This window comes from Sulfitobacter noctilucicola, from assembly GCF_000622385.1.
GTDB lineage: Bacteria > Pseudomonadota > Alphaproteobacteria > Rhodobacterales > Rhodobacteraceae > Sulfitobacter > Sulfitobacter noctilucicola.
The window spans coordinates 66,591-89,173 of the sequence record NZ_JASD01000006.1; the positions used below are offsets into that span (position 1 = coordinate 66,591).

The following is a 22,583-nucleotide window of genomic DNA, read 5'->3' on the forward strand; positions in this document are numbered from 1 at the left end:
GATGAAGATATTCATCCTTCCCGGCCTGACTACAGTGTTGATCGCTCTTTTCGTGGATCAAGTCACGAAGTTCTTTGTCATGGACAACGCATCCTCGTTTGCCACCGGCATTCAAATCTTACCCATTTTCGACCTTGTGTATGTTCAAAATGATGGGGTTAGCTTCGGGATGTTCGGGGGCATGCCTTGGTGGGGACTGTCGGCATTGGCGCTCGTGATATGCACTGTTCTCGGCGTGATGCTTTTTCGCAGCGACAATCACATCGAAGCTGTCGCGCTTGGTGCTATCATTGGCGGCGCACTCGGTAACGTCGTAGATCGCTTCCGATTTCAAGCCGTTACCGACTTTCTGAGCTTCCACATCGCTGGCCTGTATTGGCCGGCCTTCAACCTTGCCGATGTATTTGTCGTGTGTGGCGTGGGGGTACTTTTGTTGTATCCGCTGCGGAGGGCACGTTTTCAGGCATAAATGTCGATGGGCGTTCCATCGCGCACCATGGCATAAATCTCTTCAATCTGCCGATCGGTGACCGCAATACATCCTGCGGTCCAGTCCTGCTTATTTGTCGGATCAATGCCCCGCCTCGGGCCACCGTGGATAAAGATATCACCCCCTGGAGACCGGCTCTGAGCAGCCGCGAAAGCACGGTCTTCGGCATTGGGGTAAGAAATGCCTATTGAGAGATGAAACAGGCTCTCGGGATTTCGGCGATCGATGGTGTAGGTTCCTTCGGGCGTGCGTCCGTCGCCCTCGAATTGCTTGTGTCCTTCGGGGGCAAAACCAAGCCCGACCGGGAAAGTGCGCAACACACCCTGCGCGCCATCGAGAACGAGCAGTCGTTGAGATTTGTAGAGGCGCAGGCGTGTCACATCAGGGCCAGTGTACGACCTGAATTTGTTGGCGCATCCGGCCAAGAATGTAGCCACCGCACCAGATAGGAAAAGCCGTCTCGGTAATCTTGTTATCATCACTGCCCTATGCCTCTTCTTTGGAGGTTCGTTGTGCCTATCGGATACAGCGTTGCCTTTCACCGATCAATGGCCGTGTGCCAGCGCGCCTTTTGCCATTTCCTCGCCAACTTGCTCTCCGCTGCGCGGTCCTTGGTCGCCGTCGCGTGCTCCTATCAATCGCAAGGCGTTGGCGACAACGAGAAGCGAGACCCCGACGTCTGCCGCAATCGCGCCCCACATGGATGCCATACCGAAGGCAGTCGCCACGACGAAGACGGCCTTGGTTGCAAGGGACAGCCCGATGTTCTGTTTGATGATCGACATGGTCCTGCGCGAATGCCCGATCAGCCATGGAAGTTTGCCAATATCGTCCGTCATCAAAGCAATGTCTGCCGTTTCAATCGCAGCATCCGACCCAACTGCGCCCATTGCTATGCCGTAATGCGCACGCGCCATTGCCGGTGCGTCGTTCACTCCGTCCCCGATCATCGCGACGGTCGTATATTGCGCCACCAGTTCTTCGATGGCCGTGACCTTATCCTCGGGAAGGAGTTCGGCCCGCACCTCATCTATGCCCACCTCGGCAGCCACTGCTCTTGCCGTGGCCGCGTTGTCGCCGGTCAGCATCACGATCTTTTTGACACCTTGTGCGTGCAAACGCGCGACAATGCCCTTGGCATCTGGCCGGATCCGGTCGCGCAGTTCGAGAACGCCGTTGACGCCGTTTGCATCACCGATCGCCACAAGCGTGCTTCCAGCGCCTTCGATCTGATTGCGCAGATCAGCCGGAATATTCCCGCCAAGACCCTTTTCCTCGGCAAACCGGTCTGAGCCGAGCCAGATGGACTGACCGCCCATTTGACCCTCAAGGCCGCGCCCAGGGACGGTTCGGGTATCCTCGGCGGCGACGATTTTTATTCCGTCCCGCTCTGCACGGCCAAGGATAGCCCGTGCTAGAGGATGTGAGGAACGCGCTTCGAGGGCCACGGCCCGTGCCATCAATTCGGCTTCGGTTGTGCCACCAAGCGGATAAATGGCCGCAACCTCGGGCTCACCCATGGTGATCGTACCGGTCTTGTCCATTGCCAACGCAGTGGTGCGCCCGGGGGCTTCGACATAGGCCCCGCCTTTGATCAGCACACCATTTCGGGCGGATGCCGCAAGCGATGCAACAATGGACACTGGGGTCGAGATCACCAAGGCACATGGACAGGCGATGACCAGCAAAACCAGCGCGTTATAGAACCAAAAGCCCCAGTCGCCGCCCGCGACAAGTGGCGGGATTAAGGCAATGAAAATGGCAAACACCATCACAACTGGAGTGTAAATGCGGGCGAACTTTGTCACCCATTGTTCGACCTCAGCGCGACGCGAATGTGCATCGCCAACCATGCGAATGATCTTGGACAGAACCGTGTCAGACGCGGCCATCGTTGCCCGTACGGTCAACGTGCCCTCACCATTGATGGTGCCCGCGTAAACATCGTCGCCCGCCTCTTTTGGCACCAAAGCGCTTTCACCCGTAATGGGCGCCTGATCGACAGCTCCCGCCCCGCCGACAACTTCTCCGTCCAGGGGAATGCGGTCCCCACCGCGCACGATGAACTTGGTTCCGACAGCGACGGCCGCGGCGGGAATATCCGTCTCAGACCCATCCTCGTTTATTACCCGCGCCGTCGCAGGCGCGAGGTCGAGAAGCGCCGAGACAGCATTGCGTGCCCGCCCGACGCTCCAGCTTTCAAGATAGAGCGAGAGTGAGAAGAAAAACGCAACAGTTGCGGCCTCAAAGAATTCTCCAAGCCCAATGGCACCGGCAACGGCAACCACCATCAACAGGTTCATATCAGGAGAGATCCGGCGCGCAGACGACCATGCTTTAGGTGCCACCAGCCACACACCGAATAGAATTGCGCCAGCGAACAAGGCAACCTCCGCCATTGGCATCGCGGATTCCCCATGGCCGGCAAAGATGCCGATGGCCCCGCCAATCCCGGTTTCAACGAGGTGGTAAATGAACCCCGCCGCCCAAAAGCCTCCGCTCAACATCGTAAACTGCTTTTGTTTCTTCAAATGTGCAGCCTGATCGGCGCTGGCGTCCTCGGCATCCCACGGCTTAGCCGTCATGCCTGTTGAAGCAACCAAATCAATAATCTGTTTCGACGACGGGTTCGTCCCACCATCCAGAACCGTCATGCGCGCGTTGATAACATCAAAGGCGAGGTACTCCGCTCCACCGACCTTTGGTCCGACGACGCGGTTGAGGATCGAGACCTCTTCCGCGCAGTCCAAACCGCTGACGTGGAAACTACGCCCGTCGGAGGCGCTGACTTGCGTTGGCGGAACAGCATCACCACCGTAGCAACTTGTGCCTGTATCAGGCGAAGAAGCGGCATGATCGTGATCATGATGAGCAGCATCGTGTGGCATGAGTTATCCTCAGATTCGCGACTATTTTGATTAGGATACGAGCTACAGCAACTAGAGCTTCAAGAAGAAAAATGACAACGCGTCCGATTTTCGTTTGAACCGCGAAAACCTGCCTCAAATAGTCACCTTCGAACATCGCGCCGGAGCAAGTTTTGAGGCCGACGGCGGGAAAGCTTGAATATCGTATGGCTTTCATCATATCAGCGAAGCAACAATATTCAGGTAAATGGAGCCAAAAGATGATCAAGCGAAGTGCAGCCGTATTCACACTTATACCGCTCGTGAGCGCTTGCGCGGTCACCATGACCGAGCCTGAAGCCGCAAGCCCGACACGTTCTATACCTGAGGAAGTGATTGCAATTGCAGGGCCCAATCAGGACATTATGTCGGCCTTCCTGCGCCCCGACGACAATTGCTTTTGGTACATGCACAATGGCCCGGTTGAAAGAACACCTCTGCCACTCAGGACCTCTGATAGCCGTCACATTTGCATTCAACAGCCCGCTGAGACGTAACAACGAAAACGGCCCTAAATTCATCAGAGCCATTTTCATTCGTTTGCTGTGATCGACGATGCTTTGACTGTCAGCTAGTTGAGAGCACGCTATCCGAAGCGGAGTAAAGATATACAGTCGAACCCATTTCGACATTTGGATAAAGCGCATTGATATGCGCCATCACCATCCGAACACAGCCTGAACTCGCGCGGCCCCCAATCGATCTGGGGTGAGGCGTGCCATGAATACGTAGATACGTATCACGCTGGCCCACGTAGAGGTAAATCGCACGGGAGCCGAGGGCATTTGTCGGACCTGGCTCCATGCCGTCAGCCCACTGGGCGTTCACAGGGTCACGCTCGATCATTGATTGGGTGGGTGTCCAATGCGGCCACTCAACCAGACGGCGCACCGTATAGGTGCCCGGTTCATAAAGATTGCCGCGCGCAATCGCGACGCCGTATCGCATCGCCGTGCCACCTTCTTCGATGTGGTAGAGGTATCTTGCGACAGCATCGACGTGGATATCGCCAGGCACCAGCCCATCCCGCGCCTCGACCCGTTGCGGCAGGAAACGCGGTGCAAGATCCCATGGGTTAGATGTCTCAAGAACGAAGTTTTCTGGAGTAACTTGCGCGTCCCAGGTAGCCTTTTGCGACGCAGATGGCCATGTGTTGGCGAAAGCGGGCGACGCCAGCGGGGCTGAAAAAAGAGCAGTCGTGGTTGCGATGAAATGGCGTCTTGTCAACATGTTGAACTTGTCTCCGTCCTAATAGTCAATTTGCGTATTATGTGCCGCATGCTCCATAAGACAGGTACAACCTACACCAACTGGAGGTTCAATAAGAATCTTCGCTTCACACAAATTCGTGTATTTGCATTTGCGTACTGACAACATTTTGTCACGCGACGGAGGCCAGCAAGCAGTGGCCGCTTTCGGGAAAACTCGGCGGCGGCGTGAGCTTCCCCTTAAATCGGGGCTGAAAAAGGTCGAACGACAGCTTTGTGCAGCGGATTCAGGTCATTTGCGTGGCGTGCAGAATCTAGGACTCTGGACTCTTTACAGCCATTCGCCGCGTGCGGGCCCAGTGCCCGGTATGCCGGCGGACCCTATCCATCAAAGATGAACTGGCGGCTAGCTGAGGAGCCTATCCGCCCTCGTCTCTTCCGATCCGTCTCAATCCGTCGAAGTCGATTTCCTGCTTCTGTTCCGCAGTGAGAGCCGGCCGGATTTCCGACACCGGCTGGGGCCCGTGGACGTCCCACATCACCGCATGCCCGCCTGTACTCCAGCGATAAACCCAACCAACAGTGTTGCACCCATCGGTCCCGATCAGATTGGCGATCGCGACGCCCTCACCTTTATCATCGTTCACTGTTTACTGACTTCCTGCACTTTGGCTCTTCTTTTGCGGCGTGACGTGCTTTGGTGCTTGCTTGCACCGCATGCCGCACTTGGTGGATGTTGGCTGATTGCTCTTCCTGAAAGAACTCACTTCACATGAGGACGCACGAAGCTAGGCGTCCCAAAAATTCTTTGCTGTCAAATCCTGTGGTCGGGCTCCGTGGCGGCTTCGACAATCGACAAGACTTCTTCTTTGTCAAAGCCAATGACCCTCGCCAGAACTGTAAACTCCACGACGTCGATTCGGCGCTCGCCGCTTTCGAGACGCGCCACAAACGACTGGTGGCGTTTGAGCTTGGCCGCCAACTGCTGCTGGCTGAGACCCGCATTCTGACGTGCATCAACCAACGCACGGACGAGCGCCAACTGGCCATTTGTTCTGATTGTTTTTGCCACGCGTCACATACCTTTTGTGACGTCGCTAGCGGATGAAATCTGTTATCTAAAAAGTAGATATTTGAGGGTGTTATCGGCGTCTGGTTTCCGTTGGGTGCAAGCCTGATGCACACCCGATCGCCCATCAATCCCCCACCAGTTCGAGAAACCGGCCGTAGTCCTGACTGACTTCACGGGCTTCTTCGAAGGCACGCGCACGCTCCTGCTCCAGGCAGCGAAAGTAGTCCTGAATGTCCGTGATGTAGACCTCGAAGTCCTGCCGGATGATGTCAGCATAGTCCCGGGCGGCCTGCGAATCGCTTGGAACGAACGGTCGGACCGGGGCGAGGCAGGACCCGGCCTGGCTTGCGACCGGAGCGAGCATCAGCAAGGCCACAGCCTGAATCTTCACCCATCGGCTCAACCGCAGGTTTCTGAAACCCCTATTTTCCTTGATAGATGCCAATGGCCGTGCCTAGAGTTTGAGTAACCGAGATACAGCCGTACCTGCTGCAATATATCATTGCAGTTAATAGTATACTATCGTAACACTGGGCTTCAAGTAGGAATGCCCGGGCGTTGCGTGTTTGAAGAAAGCGTGAGCCGGGCCATGAACTGGGACATCGAAGCACCAAATGTGGTTACGGAAGCACGTTTCCGCGAACTCGTGGAAAGCGGCTATAGCGCTGAAATCCTGTGCCAGGAGTCGGCACACAAGAAGGGCCCGAGTTATTACGGGGTCTGGATCATGCGTGTCGTCTCTGACGAGGGCGTGGAGAAGCTACTGGTCACGGCCCGCACCCGGACGACCTATAACGACATCAAGATCCGCGAGTTCAAAACCATCACGGGCGTGGTCTCCTTCCTCATCGGGATCGGTTTCTCCCACGCCGATGTCCCGCTCGAAGAAGGCCAGCGGACAACGCACACGCTGGCTGCGACCGACAAAGGCAGCAGCAAGTAGCCTTCTCCTTGTCTGGTATCTCGCGGGTCCCGCAACTGCGCAGATGGTGCTGGTCATGGAGAGCGATGGCTCTCTGACCCCGTCTCGCTCTCAGGACAGATTTGCGCGCAACTACAACGACGGCATCGGCCAGGGTTCGGCGGCTGATGAGCTGGCAATCCTCGGTGAAGAAGACCTAGCTATTGAACCTGACACGTTGCGTTTTGCAGCCCTCTCGCGGCCTGCGCCCCTGGCCCGCGTGGACGTCCTGGCGGCCATCGAGACCACTGCCCTTCGCTACGCCGGGCATCCCGGCCTGCGCCGTGCCGAGCTGTCCGTCACCGCGTGGCTGACCCTCTATCGCGCCAATATCGAGGTGGAGAGCGCCTACCGACAGGATGCGGTCTCGAGCGCTGGCGCCATTGGCCTTGGTCAATTGATGCCCGCGACGGCGCGCGATCTCGGCGTTGACCCGCGTGATCCGCTTCAGAACCTCGACGGCTCCGCCCGCTACCTTGCGATGATGCTGGAGACGTTCGGCGATCCGCGTCTTGCCCTCGCAGCCTACAACGCCGGCCCGGATGCGGTCCGCCAGTATGGCGGCATTCCACCCTACCGAGAAACCCAAAACCACGTCGCGCGCGTCATGGCCGTCGTGGCCCAATTGGAAGAGTCAGATTCATGAGACAGATTTCAAACCTATTCGTCGCCTCACTGGCGATCTTCCTGCTCAATGCAGAACCGGCCCTCGCGCAGAGCATCGACCTCTCCCCGATCCAGAGCCTATTGCAGGGCATCGTCGATGCGTTGACCGGCCCGCTTGGCGTCGTCATCGCGACGCTCGCCGTGCTCGGTGTTTTCCTGAGCTGGTTCTTCAACATCATCGATCTGCGGCAGGCACTCTGGGTGCTTGTCGGCATCGCCGGAGTTGCAGCCGCCCCCACCATCGTTGCTGCGGTCTTTGCCGGTGGCTGAGCGCTCGCCTCTCTTTCTCGGCCTCGTGCGCCCGCCGAAGCTTCTGGGCCTGCCCATCATGTACGCGATGGTCTGGCTATTTGGCTCGGTGCTCCTGTTCGTCTGGGTCCAGCACATCGCGGTGCTGGGCGTGGCCGCCCTGCTCTACCCTGTGCTTTGGAAGGCTGCAGATTGGGACCCGCGCTTCATAGATGTGATGATGACGGCGCTGCAGGAAACCCCACCGACGCGCAACCGCTCTATTCATGGCGGGGACAGTTATGCGCCCTAATACTGCCATGGGCGAAACGCTCGATCCCCGCACCATGACGCCGGACTGGTATGCCCGCGAAACCCGCCTCGCGCATATGCTGCCTTATGTCAGCCTGGTCAATGACCGCACCGTGCGGACGCGGGTCAACGAGCTTTTCCAGTGCATCCGTCTCGACGGGGTCAACAGCTATACGACCGATGATGCCTATCTCGATAAGGTGACCGCACTCTTCGCCCGGATCATCGCGCAGCTGGGGCCGGAGTTCAGTTACTACGTCCACAAGGTCTCCAAGGCGATCACACCGGACCTCGAGCCCGTGCGCGAGGACAGCTTTGCGGGGAAAGTTGACCGTGTCTGGCGCGAGAAACTCGAAACAAGCGGGCTGCGCGACAAAACCCTGACCCTCACGGTCATTCACCGCCCGCCCCCGAAAAGCGTCCTGCCGTTCCTGAACCGCAGCGCGCCGGATCGTCTCAAGGAGGTCACGCAGAAACGATTGCGTCGGTTGGGCGAGGCCGTGAGTATGTTCGTGTCAGGCCTGACGGAGCTGAACCCGCGCGTGCTAACAGCGCAAAGCGGCGAGCTGATCGGCTTTCTGGGCGCGCTGAACACCGGCCAGGAACTGCCGCTCTATCCGGCAAACACCTACGGCTTCCTGTCCTTCAACGTCGCCAACACCCGCGTGACGTTTCAGGGGGATCACTTCGAGCTCTCCGAAGGCGTGGTGGGCCATCGCTTTGGGAAGAGTTTCACCATCGGGGAATACTCCGAAGCCACCTCCTGCACCATGTTCGACATGCTGAACCTGCCGGTCGACATGATCGTCACGCACTCCTTCACGCCGATCAACTCGAACCTCATGGCGGGTCGGATCAAGCGGCAAAAGCGTCAGATGCAAGCCAGCCAGGACGCGGCCCTCTCGCTCATGGAAGCGCTCGACATCGCCGCCGATGATCTGGAGGCCAAACGCCAGAGCTTCGGCGAGCACCACATGGTGGTGACGATCTTCTGCGATACGCTGGACGAGTTGCAAACGCTCAGCGCCGAGATCGTCAACGCCGCCGCTGCCGAAGGCGTGAAGATGATCGGCGAACGGGTCGCCGCCAAGGCGCATTACCTCAGCCAGCATCCCGGCAACCAGCCCAAGCGCGTGCGCGCCAGTGCGATCACCAATCGCAACTTCGCGGATTTCGCGGCGTTTCATCGGACCCAGCTAGGCAAACCCGCCGCGAAGACACCCTGGGGCAAGGTCATCACCTATCTACCAACGCCCGAACAGAGCGCCTACCGGTTCTCCTATCACGAGCAGGGCAGCCCGGACAAAGAACCGACCAGCGGCCATACCCTGATCATGGGACGGCCCGGGTCCGGCAAGTCGGTGCTTTCCGCATTCCTCATGACGCAAGCCCGTCGCGCAGGGGCGCGGATCTTCGTCTTCGATTACCGTCTCGGTATGGAGATGGCGGTCCGCGCCAATGGCGGGCGCTACGCGTCTTTGAAAGCCGGCCAACCCACAGGCCTCAACCCGCTTTGGACCGAAACAGATAGTCGCGGCACCGCCTGGCTCTCGGACTGGCTCGCCACCCTGCTCTATCGTGCCGACAAACCGCTCACGCCTGCACAGACCAACCGCATCCAGGAAGTGGTGCGCCAGAACGCGCAGGCCACGAACCCCGCCTTACGGAACTGGCGGGATTTCGCATCGCTCTTTGTCTCCACCGACGATGGCGGCGATCTGCACCAGCGTTTGCTCGAGTGGACCGAAGAGGGCCGCTATGGCTGGATCTTCGGGCAGACGCTGGAAGACACGTTCTCGCTCGAAGGCGATGTCGTCGGGTTCGATCTCACCGGCATTCTCGACAGCGAGGCCGAGAAAGAACGCATGGCGGTCCTCTCCTATCTCTTTCGCCGGGTCGAGCGCGAGATCGAGGATCGCCGCCCCACCATCATCGTCATCGACGAGGCCTGGAAGGCGCTCGACAACGCGTATTTCGCCGAGCGGCTGTCGAACTGGCTCGTGACCGCGCGCAAGCAGAACACCGTTGCGGTAATGATGACGCAATACGCCAGCCAGCTCGAGCGCACCCGAACCGGCAAGACCATCGTCGAAGCGGTGCCCACACAAATCCTGCTTCCGAACATCCGCGCCCATGCGGCCGACTACGCGATGCTGAACCTCCATGAGAAGGAACTCGACGTGCTTCTCAACACCGGCAGCGACAGCCGCTTGGCCCTCATCCGCGACGACCAGGGCTCGATCGTCATTGATGCCGATCTGAGCGCCCTCGGGCCCAATCTCACCATCCTCGGCGGCATGGAAAAAGGCGAGGCGCTCGTCGGCGCCGATTACCGCGACCGCCCAGACTTTTGGAGGCTTTCATGATTCGTACTCTGTTTCTTCTCACCGCGCTCGGCGCTTTGGCCTCATGCGCCCAGTACCAGGAACCGCAGGCCAATTGCTTTACCTTCCTCGCCTCGACGGCACCCGTCGCACCAGATTGCACCTTCACACCCCTTGGCGCGCCGGGGGGCGACATTGAAGTCTAGCCTGCCCCATATCCTGGCCCTTTGCCTGCTGCCCGGTCTCGCCCTGTCCCAAGGTGTGCCGACCAATGACAGCGGGCTGACCGCGCGCGATATCATTGAGACCGGCGATCGCGAGGCCGACTTGGCCCTGCAGGCGGACAAGCTTGCCGTGCGCGAACTCATTGCCGAGATCGAACGCGACCAACTGGAAACCCTGCAACGCATCCTCGATGCCCAAACCAGCTTCGGCGGTCAGGGCCTACCCGCGATGGTTTCAGGGCTGGAAAACGGAAGCGGCGATCCAGCCCGTTCCGTCGAAGCGGTCTATGGCAATGCCGACATCGACCCCAATCCCGGCGGCGCACAGATGTTTGGCGATGCGGCGGAAAACATCGAGCAGCTCATCATCCGCGTCGCCCGGGAAACCAGCGGATTAGCGGGCGTGGGCCGCGCGGGCCTCTCCCCAGTCCAATGGCGAGCCCTGCTGCAGGCTCTCATCTGGCAGGAAAGCCGCTTCACCATCGGCGCCCGCTCGCCGGTCGGCGCTTTTGGCCTCACCCAGATCATGCCCGGCACCGCCAGCGATCTTGGTATCAACCCGGAATATTATGACAGCCCCTACCTGCAGGTGCATGGCGGCGCGCGGTATCTGGCAGCCCAGCTCAACACCTTTGACGGCAATATCATCAACGCCCTCGCGGCCTACAACGCCGGACCCGGTCGCGTGTTCGAATATGGGGGCGTGCCACCCTTCCGCGAGACCCAGCACTACGTTCAGGTCATCCCCGAACGCTACAATCTCTACCTGGGCCGCATCGGCGGGATCGAAGCGCTCGGTACGATCGACCCGGCTCTGCTGGCCAATGCCAACCTCTCGATCACCGGGCATGGTGCGGCCTTCTATGGCAACAACTCACCCGCCGCGATCAGGCAAGCCGCCCTGCGCATCCAAGCCATCGTCCAGCGGATTTCTGAGACGGAAGACGTGCAGGAAAGCATCGCGCTCAACACCTATGCCCGCGCCGAACTCGTGCGTCTCGTCGCGGCCCGCATCCGGCTACAGGCGGCGCGCACCCGCGTCCTCTCCGCCGAGGAACTGGCACAGGTCAGCGCCCGCATGGCCGAGGGCGCGTTCATGGAATTCACGATCAGGGAGATAGACTGATGGGACATTTACTCATGAAGACGGCTTTGGCCACGACACTTGGGATTGGCCTGCATTTCACCACTCCCGCCCCCGCCGCAGCGCAGGGCGTACCCGTCGTCGACACCCAGAACATCGCGCAAAACATCCAGCAGCTCCGGCAGATGATCGAAGACGAGATCCTGCAAAACGAGCAGCTGACGCAGCTCCGCGAACAGCTTGCGACACTCACGGACCAACTCGCGGAGCTGCAAAGAACCTACGAGGCGCTGACCCGTCTTGCCGAACTTCCAGAAATCATCCGTACCGAGATGGAGGACGAGCTGAACGGCCTGCTCGATCAGGAGTTCGGAGACATCCTCGCCACCATTGAAGCCATCAAGACGGGCGATTTCTCAGGCCTCTCGGGCTCTGGCGCGGGCGAGATCGAAACCCAGATGGACCGGGTCCTGGCCGATCTCGGATTTGACGATGACACGCTTTCGGAAATGGCCACCAGCGGCAATCCGGGCGCGAACCGAGTGGCGACCCAAGCCACAACCGGCGCGCTCGTCTCGGCGGCGGCCCAGAACAGCTACGAAGATGCCGGCCTATCACTCGAACGTGTCGACCGGCTCGTCGGGCTGATCGATGAAATGGATGAACTCAAGGAAAGCGTGGATCTCAACACGCGCGTGACGGCGGAACTCGCCATTGCGCTCGTCGCCATGTGGCAGCTCGAAGCCGTGCAGACCGTGGGCGACGGTACAGGCGGCGTGATCGATGCCGCCACCATCGCTGAAGAGCAGCGCTTCATGGATTTCACACTTCCCGAGTTGCGTGCGGATTAAGGCGTTTCGAAATTGACCCAGAAAATCAAACATCGGTTTTCGCGTACGAGCGAAGCGAGAGGCAGCGAAGAACCGATTCAGCTTGTTTCGAAACGCCGAGCTGAGGTGTGACGCGTGGCGAGTGAACAGGAAATCATCGAAGAAGAGCTGGTCTATGGCGCGCTGCGTCGTGAACGGCTCTGGCAGCGCCTTGGGCTCATCGGGCTCATCTTCGGCATTCTCGGATGCCTGAGCGCGGCGGCTGTCGCGATCCTCGATGTCGATCCGCCGCCTGTGGTCGTGCCTTATGATCCCGCCACCGGCTTTGCCCTGCCCGAGGCTTCGGTGGGCGCGACGTCGGTCACCGCCAACCAGGCCATCATCGAGGCGGAGGTCTTCCGCTATGTTACCGACCGAGAGGTTTACAACCAGCTCGACAATGATCTGCGCATCCGCAGTGTTCTGCGCCGCTCGGACGGTGCGGCCGAGAGAGGGTTGCGCCAGATCTGGAACAGCGCCAACGAGACCTACCCGCCGACGGTTTATGGCCCCAATGCCCGGCTCGATGTGGAAATCCTCAGCATCAATCGCATTGGAACGAACCGCGCCACGGTTCGCCTGCGCAAGCGCCTGACATCCATCAATGGCGTCCAGACGGGCCTCTTCACTGCGACGCTGCTCTTCGAGTTCCGTCCCGAGACCCGCCGCTCCATCGATGAGGTCTGGACCAACCCCTTCGGCTTCACCGTGCTCGAATATTCCATCCGCTCCGACAGATTGGAGAATTAGTTTGATCAGTAAGTTCTTTGTTGCTGGCCTAGTTGCCCTGCTGCCGGTCCTCGCCCATGCCGAAGCGATCCCGCGCGGCGGACCCAACGACAATCGGGTGCGGCTGGCCACCTACCAGGAAGGCCAGGTCTACCGCCTCAGTGTGTCGCTCACCCATGTGACCACGGTCGAGTTCGGCGAGGGCGAAAGCATCCGCTCGATCATCGCAGGGGACACAGAGGGCTTCGAGATCGATGGCGTGCCAGGCGGGCAAGCCTTCGCGATCAAGCCCGTTGCGCGCGGCGTCCATACCAATGTGACGGTCTATACCAACCGCCGCAGCTACTACTTCAACGTCCAGGAGACCCGCAGCCCGACCTTTTACGTGGTGCAGTTCCGCTACCCCGAAGACAATGTGCGGCCCACACGCGCCATCGCGGCCCAAGCCCCGAACTACAATTACAGTGCCAGCGCGCGCACTGAATTCACCCCGACCCGCGTCTGGGATGACGGGACCTTCACGTATTTCGTATTTCCGCGGAATGCGCCGGTGCCCGCAATCTTTCGCTACACGAATGGCCGCGAACGGACAGTCAACACCCAAGCGACCGATGACGGCGTGATCCGGGTCTCAGGTGTGAACAGGCAATGGGTTTTGCGGATCGGTGACGAGGTGGTCTGTATCGAGGTCACACCGCCTGCGGGGGTAGGCTCATGAGTGACACCGGAAACGCAGACCTCGAGAAACGTCTCGCGGCTCTCGAACAAGGCAAAGGCGCAGGTTCGCCCCCTGCCCCGCGACGCTCGCCGCTGCTCGCACTAGTCGTCGTCCTCGTGATCGGGGCAGGCAGTGCATTGCTCTATCTACTGTCGCAACCCGAGGAAGAAGAAGCCCTGCCCACAGCGACACCGGACGTGTTCCAGAACGAGGGCGACGGCTTCGGCGCCATCGAAACCCTCCCCCCACCCGAACCTGAAGTCGTTCTGGTCGCACCGGAACCGGTGGAACCGAACGCCGAGCTTTTGGCGCAGCTTACCGCCCTTCAGGCCCAGATCGAGGAATTGCGCAACGCGCCCGAGCCCGTCGTGGAGGAAGACACGGCTGCCGCCGAAGCCATCGATGCGCTGACTGCCCAAATCGCGGCGCTGCAAGCAGCGTCAGAAGCCGCGCAACAGCAGTTTCGCGATGAGCTCACGGCGCGCGACCGCGCGCTCGAGCAACTCCGCATGGACCTCGAACTCGCGCAGCTTGAGGCCAACCGTCCCATTCCCGCACCTGTCGGACCCACAGAGGACGAGCTGCGCGCGCGGGAAGAAGAGCGCCTGCGCCGGGAGGAGGAGGAACGGCGGCTGGCGGAACTCGAACGCCGCGCGGCTGAGGAACGCGCATTCCAGGAGCGCCGCATCACCTCGCCGACGATCGCTTTTGGAGGTGCATCCGGTGCGAATGAGACGGCCCTAACCGAACGCACGTTTGGCGAGGTGACGGATTTCGTGCTGAACGGCGCGCTTCCCACGTCGGTGACGCAGGCAGAAGTCATCGCCAACCCGTCCAACACCATCATCCAGGGCACGATGATCCAGGCCGTCATGGAAACCGCCCTCGACAGCTCCCTGCCCGGCCAGACCCGGGCAGTTGTCTCCGAAGATATCTACAGCTTCGATGGCTCCCGCCTCCTGATCCCGCGCGGGTCCCGTCTCATCGGGCGCTATCGCTCAGGCGTCGATATCGCGCAGCGCCGGGTCACCATCGCCTGGGACCGGATCATCCTGCCCGACAACCAGACCATCCAGATCAGCTCTTTCGGGGGTGACGAATTGGGGCGCTCCGGCGTGACCGGCTTTGTCGACACCCGGTTTGATGAGCGCTTTGGCTCAGCGGCGTTGATTTCGCTGATCTCCGCCGCGCCAAGCGCCGCCGCTGCAAACGTCCAAGACGAGACCGCCGCGGATTTGCTCGAAGACGTGGGCGATGATCTTGCCGATGCCACGGACAGCGTGATTGGCGATTATCTTTCCATCGGCCCCGTTATCTATGTCGACCAAGGCGCCCGCGTGACGGTCATGGTCGACCGCGATCTGGAGATCTTCTGAGTCCATGTCGCTGAGCTATCTCCAAACCTCGCTTGATCGGATCGACGCCGCCGCCCGGGACGATGTCATCGAGATCTGCATCAACCCTGACGGCAGCTGCTGGGGAGAATTCCAGGGCGATCACTTCATGCGCAGGCTTGATCAGGCGTTGACCGCAACGGAAGTGAAAGACCTCGGCAACCAGATCGCCTCTTCCGCCAATACCACCATGAGCAAGGACCGCCCGATCGTCTCGGTCTCGATCACGTACAAGGGCCGCCCGATCCGGGCACAGGTCATCACACCGCCTGCCGTGCTCTCGGCGATGTCGATCAGCCTGCGGTTCTTCTCGAGCCTGCCGCTCGACGGGATCGCGCTTGATTTCCTCTATGGCAAAGAGCGCAAGCTGGAAGAACTCCGCCTCGAGAAAACCCGGGAACTGCGCGAGGTCGTGGCGTCTGGCGTCATCGACGATGCCCTGGCCTTCTGCGTCGACAACAAGCTCAACATGATCGTCTCGGGCGGCACCTCCACCGGCAAGACCGTCGCCGCGCGCAAGATCCTCTCTCATGTGCCATCCGAGGAACGCATCGTCACCATCGAGGAAGCCGCCGAGCTTCTGCCGACCCAGCCGAATGCCGTGACCCTCATCGCCAATCGCGATGCGGAACTCCAGACCGCCGATGTACTACTCACCGCGACACTTCGGATGCGTCCCGACCGGATCATCCTCGGCGAAGTGCGCGGCAAGGAGGCCATGACCTTCCTCGAGGCGATTAACACCGGCCATGGCGGGTCCATGACCACGCTACACGCCGAGACCCCGCAACTCGCCGTGCAGCGCCTGGCCATCGCGGCGCTCAAGACCGAGATCCCGATGACTTATACCGATATGATCCAGTACATTGAGAATTCCATTGACGTGATCATCCAGGCCGGTCGCCATGACGGCAAACGCGGCATCACCGAATTCTACCTCCCCGGCGCAACTGAGATTGGAACTTCCCCATGAAAACCTTTGAATATGACATCCTGTTCTTTCCGGTGAAGAAGCAAAAGGACTACGACGAGGTGCGACGTGCTTTGAATGAGCGCGGCGCGGAAGGGTGGGAGGTTATCACCGCCGAAGCCGGCGACTACGGCTACACCACTTTCTTGAAGCGTGAGACTGGTACAATGAAGGCGGCATCGGAATGACACGGGCTATTGCAGTCGCTGGCCTGCTCTTGATCTTTGGCACAACTGCTGGCGTAGCCGAGCGGAACCTGATCCCGACGCTCGACAACCACCCAAATGTTTGCCCAGACCAGCCACCTGAGCCGAAGTGGATGCAGAACATCAATGTGCGCGAATCCTATAAGCGCCTTTTGATCCAACAGATATATCGGGCTCAAAGCATGGAGCGCGTCGTAGACTCGCAAAACTGCGACTGTCCCACACGGTATCCAACTTGGGAGGACGCCGTACGCTTCTACACAGAGCGCTATGCTTCATCTAAATACTGGGACGTTGTCGAAGCGACGTCCGAATACCGACGACAGGCAAATGATCTGCGCCGCGCCGCCATGCCAATCTGCGTAGCAGCTGGCAACTGGTAGCAATCCATGAGTGTCGTCACCTACTTCGTGGAAACGTCCGAAGGGTATCTAGATACCGCTGCCGAAACTCAGTTTGGTGCGGTCGCAGCAACGGTCGGCACGTTGCTGGTTCTGGGCACAACACTAGTTGTCATTCTGGTCTTCATCAACATGATCTACCAGTATCGCGCCATGGACGGCCGAACTGCCTTTTGGCTGGCCGTGAAGGTCGGACTTATAGGGGTCTTCGCGGCCAACTGGGTCCAGTTCAATGCGCTTGCCTCAGCAATACTGAACGGAATTGACAGCATTGCCGGGGCACTTGTGGCTTCTGTCGGCGGCGGATCACCTGGTCCGTCCGGTACCTTTGCAGAGGAATTTGACGAACTGATTGCAGCGCTCGGGGACTATCTGAATGCTGCGGGATCTGAGCTGAACTGGATGGCGGGTGCCTTGCTTGATACACTTGGGGTTCTGCTGCTCTCGATTCTTGGCGGGTTGGCGGCGTTCATTGTTGTGGCGTCGCGGCTCATGATCGCTCTGCTAATTGGCATTGCGCCAGTGATGATCTTCTTGACCCTGTTCGAGGTGACCAAGGATTATTTCGCGCGCTGGTTATCCGCGCTCATTTCATTCGCGATGTATCCGATCGTAGTCGCCGGCGTGTTCGCGACGATCACGGGGGTCTCTCGGGCGCTTCTTGCCGAGCTGGGCGACCCGGAGGGAGCCTCGAACATAGGGGCCCTTATCCCATTTTTCATGATGGTGCTGATGGCAAAGGGTTTCATCATAGCAACGCCTTTCTTGGTTCGGGCGATTTCCGGAAACATCATGATGCCAGCACTCTCGGCCGGGTTCGGGGGAAGCTATGCCTTCGCCAGAGGGCTTGCAGGTAGCCAACAAGTTTACAATCGCTATGCCATCGGTGGCGCAACTGGGGCTGAATACGCAGCCCTTCGAGCGCGACAATTCTTTGGCGTGCAAGCCTTGCCGAGCCGACCAAATACTGCTGGAGGGCCAACTGCGGCTCGTCCGGGTGACGCAAACGGAACAGGCGCCCGAATGCTGGCACAGCTTTCAAGACTCGGTAGGTTGGGCAGGCGGTGACAGCCATGTGCCAAAAACTTGCCAAAACCGCAAAGGTTTCGCCGCGGGTTTTGTCATCGCTAAACGGTTGACCCCTCGCGACACAAGGCACGTGGCCAAAAACGAATGGACAATTTCAGCACCGAGCCACGGCCCTGCGCATCGCTCGATTGCCAACTGGCTCAGGCTCTTCGCCGGGGTGTTGCCCTTCACCTTTCCAGTCGTCTGACCAAAGCCAATCTTCGAAATAATAGAGCCAAAGGTAAGTCCACGGAATGATGGTTTGGTCGATCCGCTTCCGCGCGTCCCATTCCCTGGCACCTGGAAGATAAAGACAAAGGCGCAGCGGATCTCTGTAGACGTGAGGCAAAGGACGCCCTGCCGCCAGCAACTCCAGATCCGGGTCGTCTATCTGAACACCGGGCGTTTGACCCGGCTGAAACGTGATAGTGGCAAGGTAGGAGCGCGCCAAGGCGGTCGGTTGTATAGGCTCTTGCCATGTCAATTTGTTTGCGCGGACCTGCCCCACACCACTGATAGTCGGGCTTGCCTTCAGGAACAGCAGCTGCTGCGACAGGGTCAGGTCGTATTGCCCGCCTCGTCCTATCATCAATCACCGAAGAACGTATTTGTGGGCACGGTCGTTGATGCTGCGACCTTCGATGTCGTCAGCCCGACCACAGGTGCGACAGAAAGCAGACCCGATTTGCGACCATCCGACACCGCATTGACGCGGTTGCCGAGAACCCGTCCGGTGACACCGGAACCGAACGAACGCTCCATGTTCAATGACACACGGTCCTGACCAACAGCATCGCGAAGGACTTCAAAGTCGGACAGAGCTTGTGCGTGCCACGCATAGAATGCTGGTGCCCGGCGTTCATCCTTGTTCCAATTGTCGGCGAAGTTTTCCCCGTTGGTTGTCTCGTTCAGGATGGCATAGCCCCGCCGTCCGTCCAGAATGGGGCGGTCGATGAAGTGCGGCATCATCCTGATCGTTTCGACCAACAGATCCATTTCGTCATGGAAGACGTGGTTGCGCACGCAATAGGCATAGGACTGCATCGCAAGGGTGGTAATGATAACGGAAATCGGGGCCACGTCTTGCGTGTTGTTCTGATAAAAAACGTCGCGGTGCCGTTTGAGCAATTGCACGATGCGGCGCAGGATGCCTTTCACTGCTTCTCGGACGGGGAACGGCTCCACCGTCGCCTCGTCCCGCTGCATGGCGATAAACTTGCCCACAAAGGTAGGCCGGAGTGCGGCGCGCTCATCGAACAGGGTCTTGTAGGCCCGCGGGTTTGTCGGATGCCATTCCTTCAGAGCCCGGTCGGGCACCAATTCGCCCCGGTTGCCGCAGACCGGGTTTGCTATCGTCGGGGATAGGTCGAGGTGGAAGTCCCCCGCATAGTTGAGACGCCAACAACGCTTTTTTTCTTCGAGAAGGCGCACATAGGTGGCGTGTTCCTTGAGCCGGTTTCCAACCGCCGCCTTCAGGGTCGCTGGTGAGATGCCAGACGCGATACCTGCACAAAAGCAGATCAGATCGACATCGAATTCCCGCCGCCCGATTGGCTTCACGGCCGTTCCAAGCGCACTGGACCCTTGGAGATAGACCAGAACACTGACGAGTAGGGGATCAGTTGAACCGGACAGCCAGTCTCCGACGGCACCATAGCTCTGGCGCGCACGATCAAACTGGGTTTCAGTGAGGTCCAGATCCTCGCCTATCTCGTCCAGGATGGTGAATATCTGCATGCGCCGCCGAATATCACAGTCGGTCAGCGGCTGTCGCAACATCTGATTCATGCCGCTTTCTCCTTGAGTTGATAGACCGGCACGAAGGTATCGGCAGGCTGGGTGAAAAAGATCGGGGTCAGGTGGGGCTTTGCTTTTCGGGCTTCTGACATACCGAGGCCCTTGAGGCGGCCGATCTTCGTGGTGTCATCCAAGGTAAAAAACCCGCTCGGGACAGACGGCGAAATGCGGTAGATGCGATCCCCATCGTAAGGGTGTCCCGTCAGGAGTTTTGCCATGCCGAGGGCGCCGTGTGATTGCCCATCCGCGTAAAGGTTGAGGACTTTGAGGCCGAGTCCGGCAAACCCTGGACTTTCGGGCAGCATGTAGACTTCGTCCAGACACCCCAGGCTCAGAATGCGCAGGTCTGACGGATGCCACCCCAGAAGAGTGATGGCTTCGACGACAGCAATGGCTGTGGGATTGTTGGCCCATGTCCCGCCATCGGTCAGGCCAATATCATCAGCAGTGCGATGTCGCTTGAAATACGTAGGTGCCGCTGCCGTAGCCAGGGCGGCATCAAGCGCAGTCTTGCGATAATCGGTTTGCAGGCGTGTGTGATGCGCGGTCTTGTAGATATAAGGGCTGCGGAGATCGGCATCCCACGCCGGGATCACCAACCGGGTCTGTGATTGCCCGATCAGATCGTTGTTGAGAACGGCCTTGAGTTCACGGGCAAGAATTGCCGCATCGTGCTTTGGACCGACTACGTGCCGACCTGTGGCGGTGAGGGTGCGCCATGCCTGCCGTATCCTCCCCAGCGGTTCATCATCCGCATTGTCCTGACCGAAGATGACAGGCCCGCGACGCTCGTAAAGCTCGAGCAGTTCCTTTGCCGTGCGGCCGAGGCCAAGGCCGAGTGCGATGATGCCACCCGTCGATGTGCCCGCGATGAGATCGAAATAGCGCCCAATAGGCTGGCCCAGATCTTCCTCGAGCCCCGCGAGGAATGCAGCGGGCATCGTGCCCTTAATCCCGCCCCCGTCGATGGAGAGGATGCGACGTATCTGCCTGTTGTTCCCACCGTTGCTCATCCTGACATCCATTCCGCTTATGCCCTTCAGCCTTTCGGCGGATACGGGTCCTTGCCATAGGTGTTGCGCTCGCGGATGCGACCGTTCTCGCCGTGGATCAGCATCTCGCTGCCCTGACGAATGGCGGATTCCCGCGCGGCCGTGATGGCCTCGCGCTGCGTGCCGTGGACGGAAGACGCGCGGGAGTTACCCGCCCCCTTCACTGCCCAACCGCTTTCATGCGGCACAACATGCTGATTTTTCTTAGACATTTCAAGCCTCACGTGTCGATTTCGGTTGACGATGCGACAACCTTGTGTTTAAATATACAGGAAGAAATGGCGTTTATCAACCACAACAATAACCGCCGGGAGAGGATCATGTTCGGACAAAGACTCAGGCTTGCCCGCAAGCGGGCGGGTCTATCCATGCAAGCGCTCGCGGAGCGCGTAACCCCAAGCGTGTCAGCGCAGGCCATCAGCAAATACGAGGCGGACAAGATGATGCCGTCCTCGTCAGTGCTGGTCGGCCTCGGCAAGGCGCTCGGCGTGTCACTGGACTTCCTGCTCGGCGGTCAGGTCGAAGCTCTGGAAAGCGTCGAGTGGCGAAAGAACTCGACCGCCTCGGCGCAGGATCGCGCGATGGCGGAATCCATCGTCATCGAGAAGCTCGAAGACTATCTCGCCATCGAGAACATCCTCGATATGCACCCCGCTGAAGACCCCTTCGCCGCGCTGCGCGTGGACATGGTGGCCGATGAAGAGGCCATCGACGCCAAGGCGCGGGACGTGCGGCGCGAGTGGCAGCTTGGGATCGACCCGATCCCGAGTATGACCGCCCTGCTCGAAGACAAGGGACTCAAGGTCATCGAGGCCGATCTCCCGGAACGCATCAACGGGCTGGCCTGTCATGTCGAACGGGCGGAGGGCGCACCGACTGAGGTGATCGTCGTCTCGCGGCACACCAATGTCGAACGCAAGCGCTTCAACCTCGCCCACGAACTCGCGCACCGGATCATCACCGAAACCGGCAATGCCGCACTGAAAAAGGAGCCCTCGATGCACCGCTTCGCGGGGGCGTTCCTCATTCCGCGTGAGCATCTGGAAGAGGAAGCTGGCCGAAACCGTCACGGCATGACCTGGATAGAGATCATGCGGCTCAAGCGCACCTATGGCGTCTCCGCCGCCGCGATGCTCGTGCGGCTCGGCCAGGTGGGCATCCTGTCGAAGAGCGCTGTGGAATATGCGTTCAAGACCTATGCGCGAAGCTGGCGGCGCGAGGAGCCGGAGCCTATCGGTCCAGGCGAGGGCTTTGCGGCCTTCGAGAAGCCGCAGCGCTTCGAGCGCCTCGTCTGGCGCGCCCTCGGCGAGGAGATGATTTCCCCCGTGCGGGCGGCGCAGATGCTCGGGCTCCCCTTGAGCGTTGTCGAACGCGACATCAGGGGGCCTCGTGACCAGTGACCTGTGTTGTCGTCAATGATGCGTCCTGTCTGATCGACTTGAAGAAGGGAGAGTTGCTGCACGTCCTGCTGCGGCTGCCCTATCGCTTCATCGTGCCCCTGCCCATCCGTGAGGAGGAGCTGCTCGATTTCACGGCGCAGGAATGGCGGATGCTCGAAGACGGTGGCCTCGCCACCTACGATCTGCCGGGGGAAGAGGTCGCGCGGGTTTTCGCTCTAAAGCGGGAACATAGCCGCCTGTCGGCCAATGATTGCTTCGCCCTCGTGACGACAACCTGCCAGGAAAACGGCATCCTCCTGACCGGCGACAACCTTCTACGCAAGGTCGCCACCGCTCGCGCGGTGCGCGTTCATGGCGTCCTCTGGATCATCGACGAGCTGCACGCCGCCGAAGCCTGCGATGTCGGGCTTCTTGTCTCCGCCCTGCAAATCTGGCGGGCGGATGAGGCGGTCTTCCTACCCCCCGCCGAGATCGACAAGCGGCTGCGCCGTCTCGGGGCATAAT

Annotated in this window: 27 protein-coding genes; 18 read left to right on the forward strand and 9 right to left on the reverse strand. The window is 59.7% G+C overall.

Going from position 1 to position 22,583, the window contains the following annotated elements:
* Position 1 precedes the first annotated feature (1 nt).
* Positions 2-469 (forward strand): signal peptidase II, encoded by a 468-nt coding sequence (gene lspA / locus Z946_RS0102620; RefSeq protein ID WP_025054193.1) that lies wholly within the window; start codon positions 2-4, stop codon positions 467-469.
* On the opposite strand, the gene Z946_RS0102625 is transcribed toward lspA, so the two are convergent.
* The 5 genes from Z946_RS0102625 to Z946_RS0102655 form a co-directional block, all read right to left on the reverse strand.
* A complete protein-coding gene (locus Z946_RS0102625) occupies positions 460-969 on the reverse strand; it encodes a L,D-transpeptidase family protein (protein WP_037969026.1) in 510 nt (169 codons plus the stop codon). The genes lspA and Z946_RS0102625 overlap by 10 nt on opposite strands.
* A 66-nt stretch (positions 970-1,035) precedes the next feature.
* Positions 1,036-3,378 carry a heavy metal translocating P-type ATPase gene (locus tag Z946_RS0102630; protein WP_025054195.1) on the reverse strand — a complete coding sequence of 781 codons (2,343 nt, stop codon included), beginning with the start codon at positions 3,376-3,378 and terminating at the stop codon, positions 1,036-1,038.
* Positions 3,379-3,963: 585 nt separating this feature from the next.
* Positions 3,964-4,626 carry a L,D-transpeptidase gene (locus Z946_RS0102640; protein ID WP_025054197.1) on the reverse strand — a complete coding sequence of 221 codons (663 nt, stop codon included), beginning with the start codon at positions 4,624-4,626 and terminating at the stop codon, positions 3,964-3,966.
* Positions 4,627-5,418: 792 nt separating this feature from the next.
* The gene (locus tag Z946_RS0102650; RefSeq protein WP_025054199.1) at positions 5,419-5,676 is read right to left on the reverse strand and encodes a helix-turn-helix domain-containing protein; all 258 of its coding nucleotides are present in this window, start codon (positions 5,674-5,676) and stop codon (positions 5,419-5,421) included.
* A gap of 124 nt (positions 5,677-5,800) precedes the next feature.
* Positions 5,801-6,040 (reverse strand): hypothetical protein, encoded by a 240-nt coding sequence (locus tag Z946_RS0102655; RefSeq protein ID WP_174416544.1) that lies wholly within the window; start codon positions 6,038-6,040, stop codon positions 5,801-5,803.
* A gap of 225 nt (positions 6,041-6,265) precedes the next feature.
* Here Z946_RS0102655 and Z946_RS0102660 point away from each other — a divergent pair, with 225 nt between their 5' ends.
* The 15 genes from Z946_RS0102660 (at position 6,266) to Z946_RS0102725 (ending at position 17,830) form a co-directional block, all read left to right on the forward strand.
* Complete coding sequence (locus Z946_RS0102660; RefSeq protein ID WP_025054201.1) at positions 6,266-6,619, forward strand: hypothetical protein; 354 nt, start codon at positions 6,266-6,268, stop codon at positions 6,617-6,619.
* Positions 6,620-6,662: 43 nt separating this feature from the next.
* Complete coding sequence (locus tag Z946_RS0102665) at positions 6,663-7,283, forward strand: lytic transglycosylase domain-containing protein (protein WP_025054202.1); 621 nt, start codon at positions 6,663-6,665, stop codon at positions 7,281-7,283.
* Positions 7,280-7,573, forward strand: a complete 294-nt coding sequence (locus Z946_RS0102670) for a TrbC/VirB2 family protein (RefSeq protein WP_025054203.1) — start codon at positions 7,280-7,282, stop codon at positions 7,571-7,573. The genes Z946_RS0102665 and Z946_RS0102670 overlap by 4 nt, the downstream gene beginning before the upstream one ends.
* Complete coding sequence (locus Z946_RS0102675) at positions 7,566-7,844, forward strand: VirB3 family type IV secretion system protein (protein ID WP_008327373.1); 279 nt, start codon at positions 7,566-7,568, stop codon at positions 7,842-7,844. The genes Z946_RS0102670 and Z946_RS0102675 overlap by 8 nt, the downstream gene beginning before the upstream one ends.
* A 7-nt stretch (positions 7,845-7,851) precedes the next feature.
* Positions 7,852-10,209, forward strand: a complete 2,358-nt coding sequence (locus Z946_RS0102680) for a VirB4 family type IV secretion/conjugal transfer ATPase (RefSeq protein WP_241461291.1) — start codon at positions 7,852-7,854, stop codon at positions 10,207-10,209.
* Positions 10,206-10,373: a hypothetical protein gene (locus tag Z946_RS21645; protein ID WP_169736903.1), complete on the forward strand. Its 168-nt coding sequence runs from the start codon at positions 10,206-10,208 to the stop codon at positions 10,371-10,373. Before Z946_RS0102680 ends, Z946_RS21645 begins: the two co-directional genes overlap by 4 nt.
* Positions 10,363-11,517 (forward strand): lytic transglycosylase domain-containing protein, encoded by a 1,155-nt coding sequence (locus tag Z946_RS0102685; RefSeq protein WP_025054205.1) that lies wholly within the window; start codon positions 10,363-10,365, stop codon positions 11,515-11,517. Before Z946_RS21645 ends, Z946_RS0102685 begins: the two co-directional genes overlap by 11 nt.
* A complete protein-coding gene (locus Z946_RS0102690) occupies positions 11,517-12,326 on the forward strand; it encodes a type IV secretion system protein (RefSeq protein ID WP_025054206.1) in 810 nt (269 codons plus the stop codon). The genes Z946_RS0102685 and Z946_RS0102690 overlap by 1 nt, the downstream gene beginning before the upstream one ends.
* Before the next feature lie 114 nt (positions 12,327-12,440).
* Entirely contained in the window at positions 12,441-13,094 is a 654-nt protein-coding gene (locus Z946_RS0102695) for a VirB8 family type IV secretion system protein (RefSeq protein ID WP_025054207.1), read from the forward strand.
* 1 nt (position 13,095) lies between these two features.
* Entirely contained in the window at positions 13,096-13,791 is a 696-nt protein-coding gene (locus Z946_RS0102700; protein WP_025054208.1) for a TrbG/VirB9 family P-type conjugative transfer protein, read from the forward strand.
* On the forward strand, positions 13,788-15,167 hold the full coding sequence (locus Z946_RS0102705) for a TraB/TrbI/VirB10 family type IV secretion system protein (protein ID WP_025054209.1): 1,380 nt from the start codon (positions 13,788-13,790) through the stop codon (positions 15,165-15,167). Before Z946_RS0102700 ends, Z946_RS0102705 begins: the two co-directional genes overlap by 4 nt.
* Positions 15,168-15,171: 4 nt before the next feature.
* A complete protein-coding gene (locus Z946_RS0102710) occupies positions 15,172-16,158 on the forward strand; it encodes an ATPase, T2SS/T4P/T4SS family (RefSeq protein ID WP_025054210.1) in 987 nt (328 codons plus the stop codon).
* The gene (locus Z946_RS0102715) at positions 16,155-16,343 is read left to right on the forward strand and encodes a hypothetical protein (RefSeq protein WP_009820227.1); all 189 of its coding nucleotides are present in this window, start codon (positions 16,155-16,157) and stop codon (positions 16,341-16,343) included. Before Z946_RS0102710 ends, Z946_RS0102715 begins: the two co-directional genes overlap by 4 nt.
* A complete protein-coding gene (locus Z946_RS0102720; RefSeq protein ID WP_025054211.1) occupies positions 16,340-16,744 on the forward strand; it encodes a hypothetical protein in 405 nt (134 codons plus the stop codon). Before Z946_RS0102715 ends, Z946_RS0102720 begins: the two co-directional genes overlap by 4 nt.
* Before the next feature lie 6 nt (positions 16,745-16,750).
* Positions 16,751-17,830 (forward strand): TrbL/VirB6 family protein, encoded by a 1,080-nt coding sequence (locus Z946_RS0102725; RefSeq protein WP_025054212.1) that lies wholly within the window; start codon positions 16,751-16,753, stop codon positions 17,828-17,830.
* A 115-nt stretch (positions 17,831-17,945) separates the two neighbouring features.
* On the opposite strand, the gene Z946_RS0102730 is transcribed toward Z946_RS0102725, so the two are convergent.
* From Z946_RS0102730 to Z946_RS0102745, 4 genes are read right to left on the reverse strand one after another with little or no spacing between them, the layout of a single operon-like run.
* Positions 17,946-18,419 (reverse strand): type II CBASS E2 protein, encoded by a 474-nt coding sequence (locus tag Z946_RS0102730; protein ID WP_025054213.1) that lies wholly within the window; start codon positions 18,417-18,419, stop codon positions 17,946-17,948.
* The gene (locus Z946_RS0102735) at positions 18,419-19,618 is read right to left on the reverse strand and encodes a nucleotidyltransferase domain-containing protein (RefSeq protein ID WP_025054214.1); all 1,200 of its coding nucleotides are present in this window, start codon (positions 19,616-19,618) and stop codon (positions 18,419-18,421) included. The genes Z946_RS0102730 and Z946_RS0102735 overlap by 1 nt, the downstream gene beginning before the upstream one ends.
* A complete protein-coding gene (locus Z946_RS0102740; protein ID WP_233486458.1) occupies positions 19,615-20,640 on the reverse strand; it encodes a CBASS cGAMP-activated phospholipase in 1,026 nt (341 codons plus the stop codon). The genes Z946_RS0102735 and Z946_RS0102740 overlap by 4 nt, the downstream gene beginning before the upstream one ends.
* Before the next feature lie 26 nt (positions 20,641-20,666).
* Positions 20,667-20,891, reverse strand: coding sequence for a DUF2188 domain-containing protein (locus tag Z946_RS0102745; RefSeq protein ID WP_009815559.1), 225 nt, complete (start codon positions 20,889-20,891; stop codon positions 20,667-20,669).
* 66 nt (positions 20,892-20,957) lie between these two features.
* Here Z946_RS0102745 and Z946_RS0102750 point away from each other — a divergent pair, with 66 nt between their 5' ends.
* Positions 20,958-22,079 (forward strand): XRE family transcriptional regulator, encoded by a 1,122-nt coding sequence (locus Z946_RS0102750; RefSeq protein ID WP_037969027.1) that lies wholly within the window; start codon positions 20,958-20,960, stop codon positions 22,077-22,079.
* On the forward strand, positions 22,076-22,582 hold the full coding sequence (locus tag Z946_RS0102755) for a PIN domain-containing protein (protein WP_009815557.1): 507 nt from the start codon (positions 22,076-22,078) through the stop codon (positions 22,580-22,582). Before Z946_RS0102750 ends, Z946_RS0102755 begins: the two co-directional genes overlap by 4 nt.
* Position 22,583 lies beyond the last annotated feature (1 nt).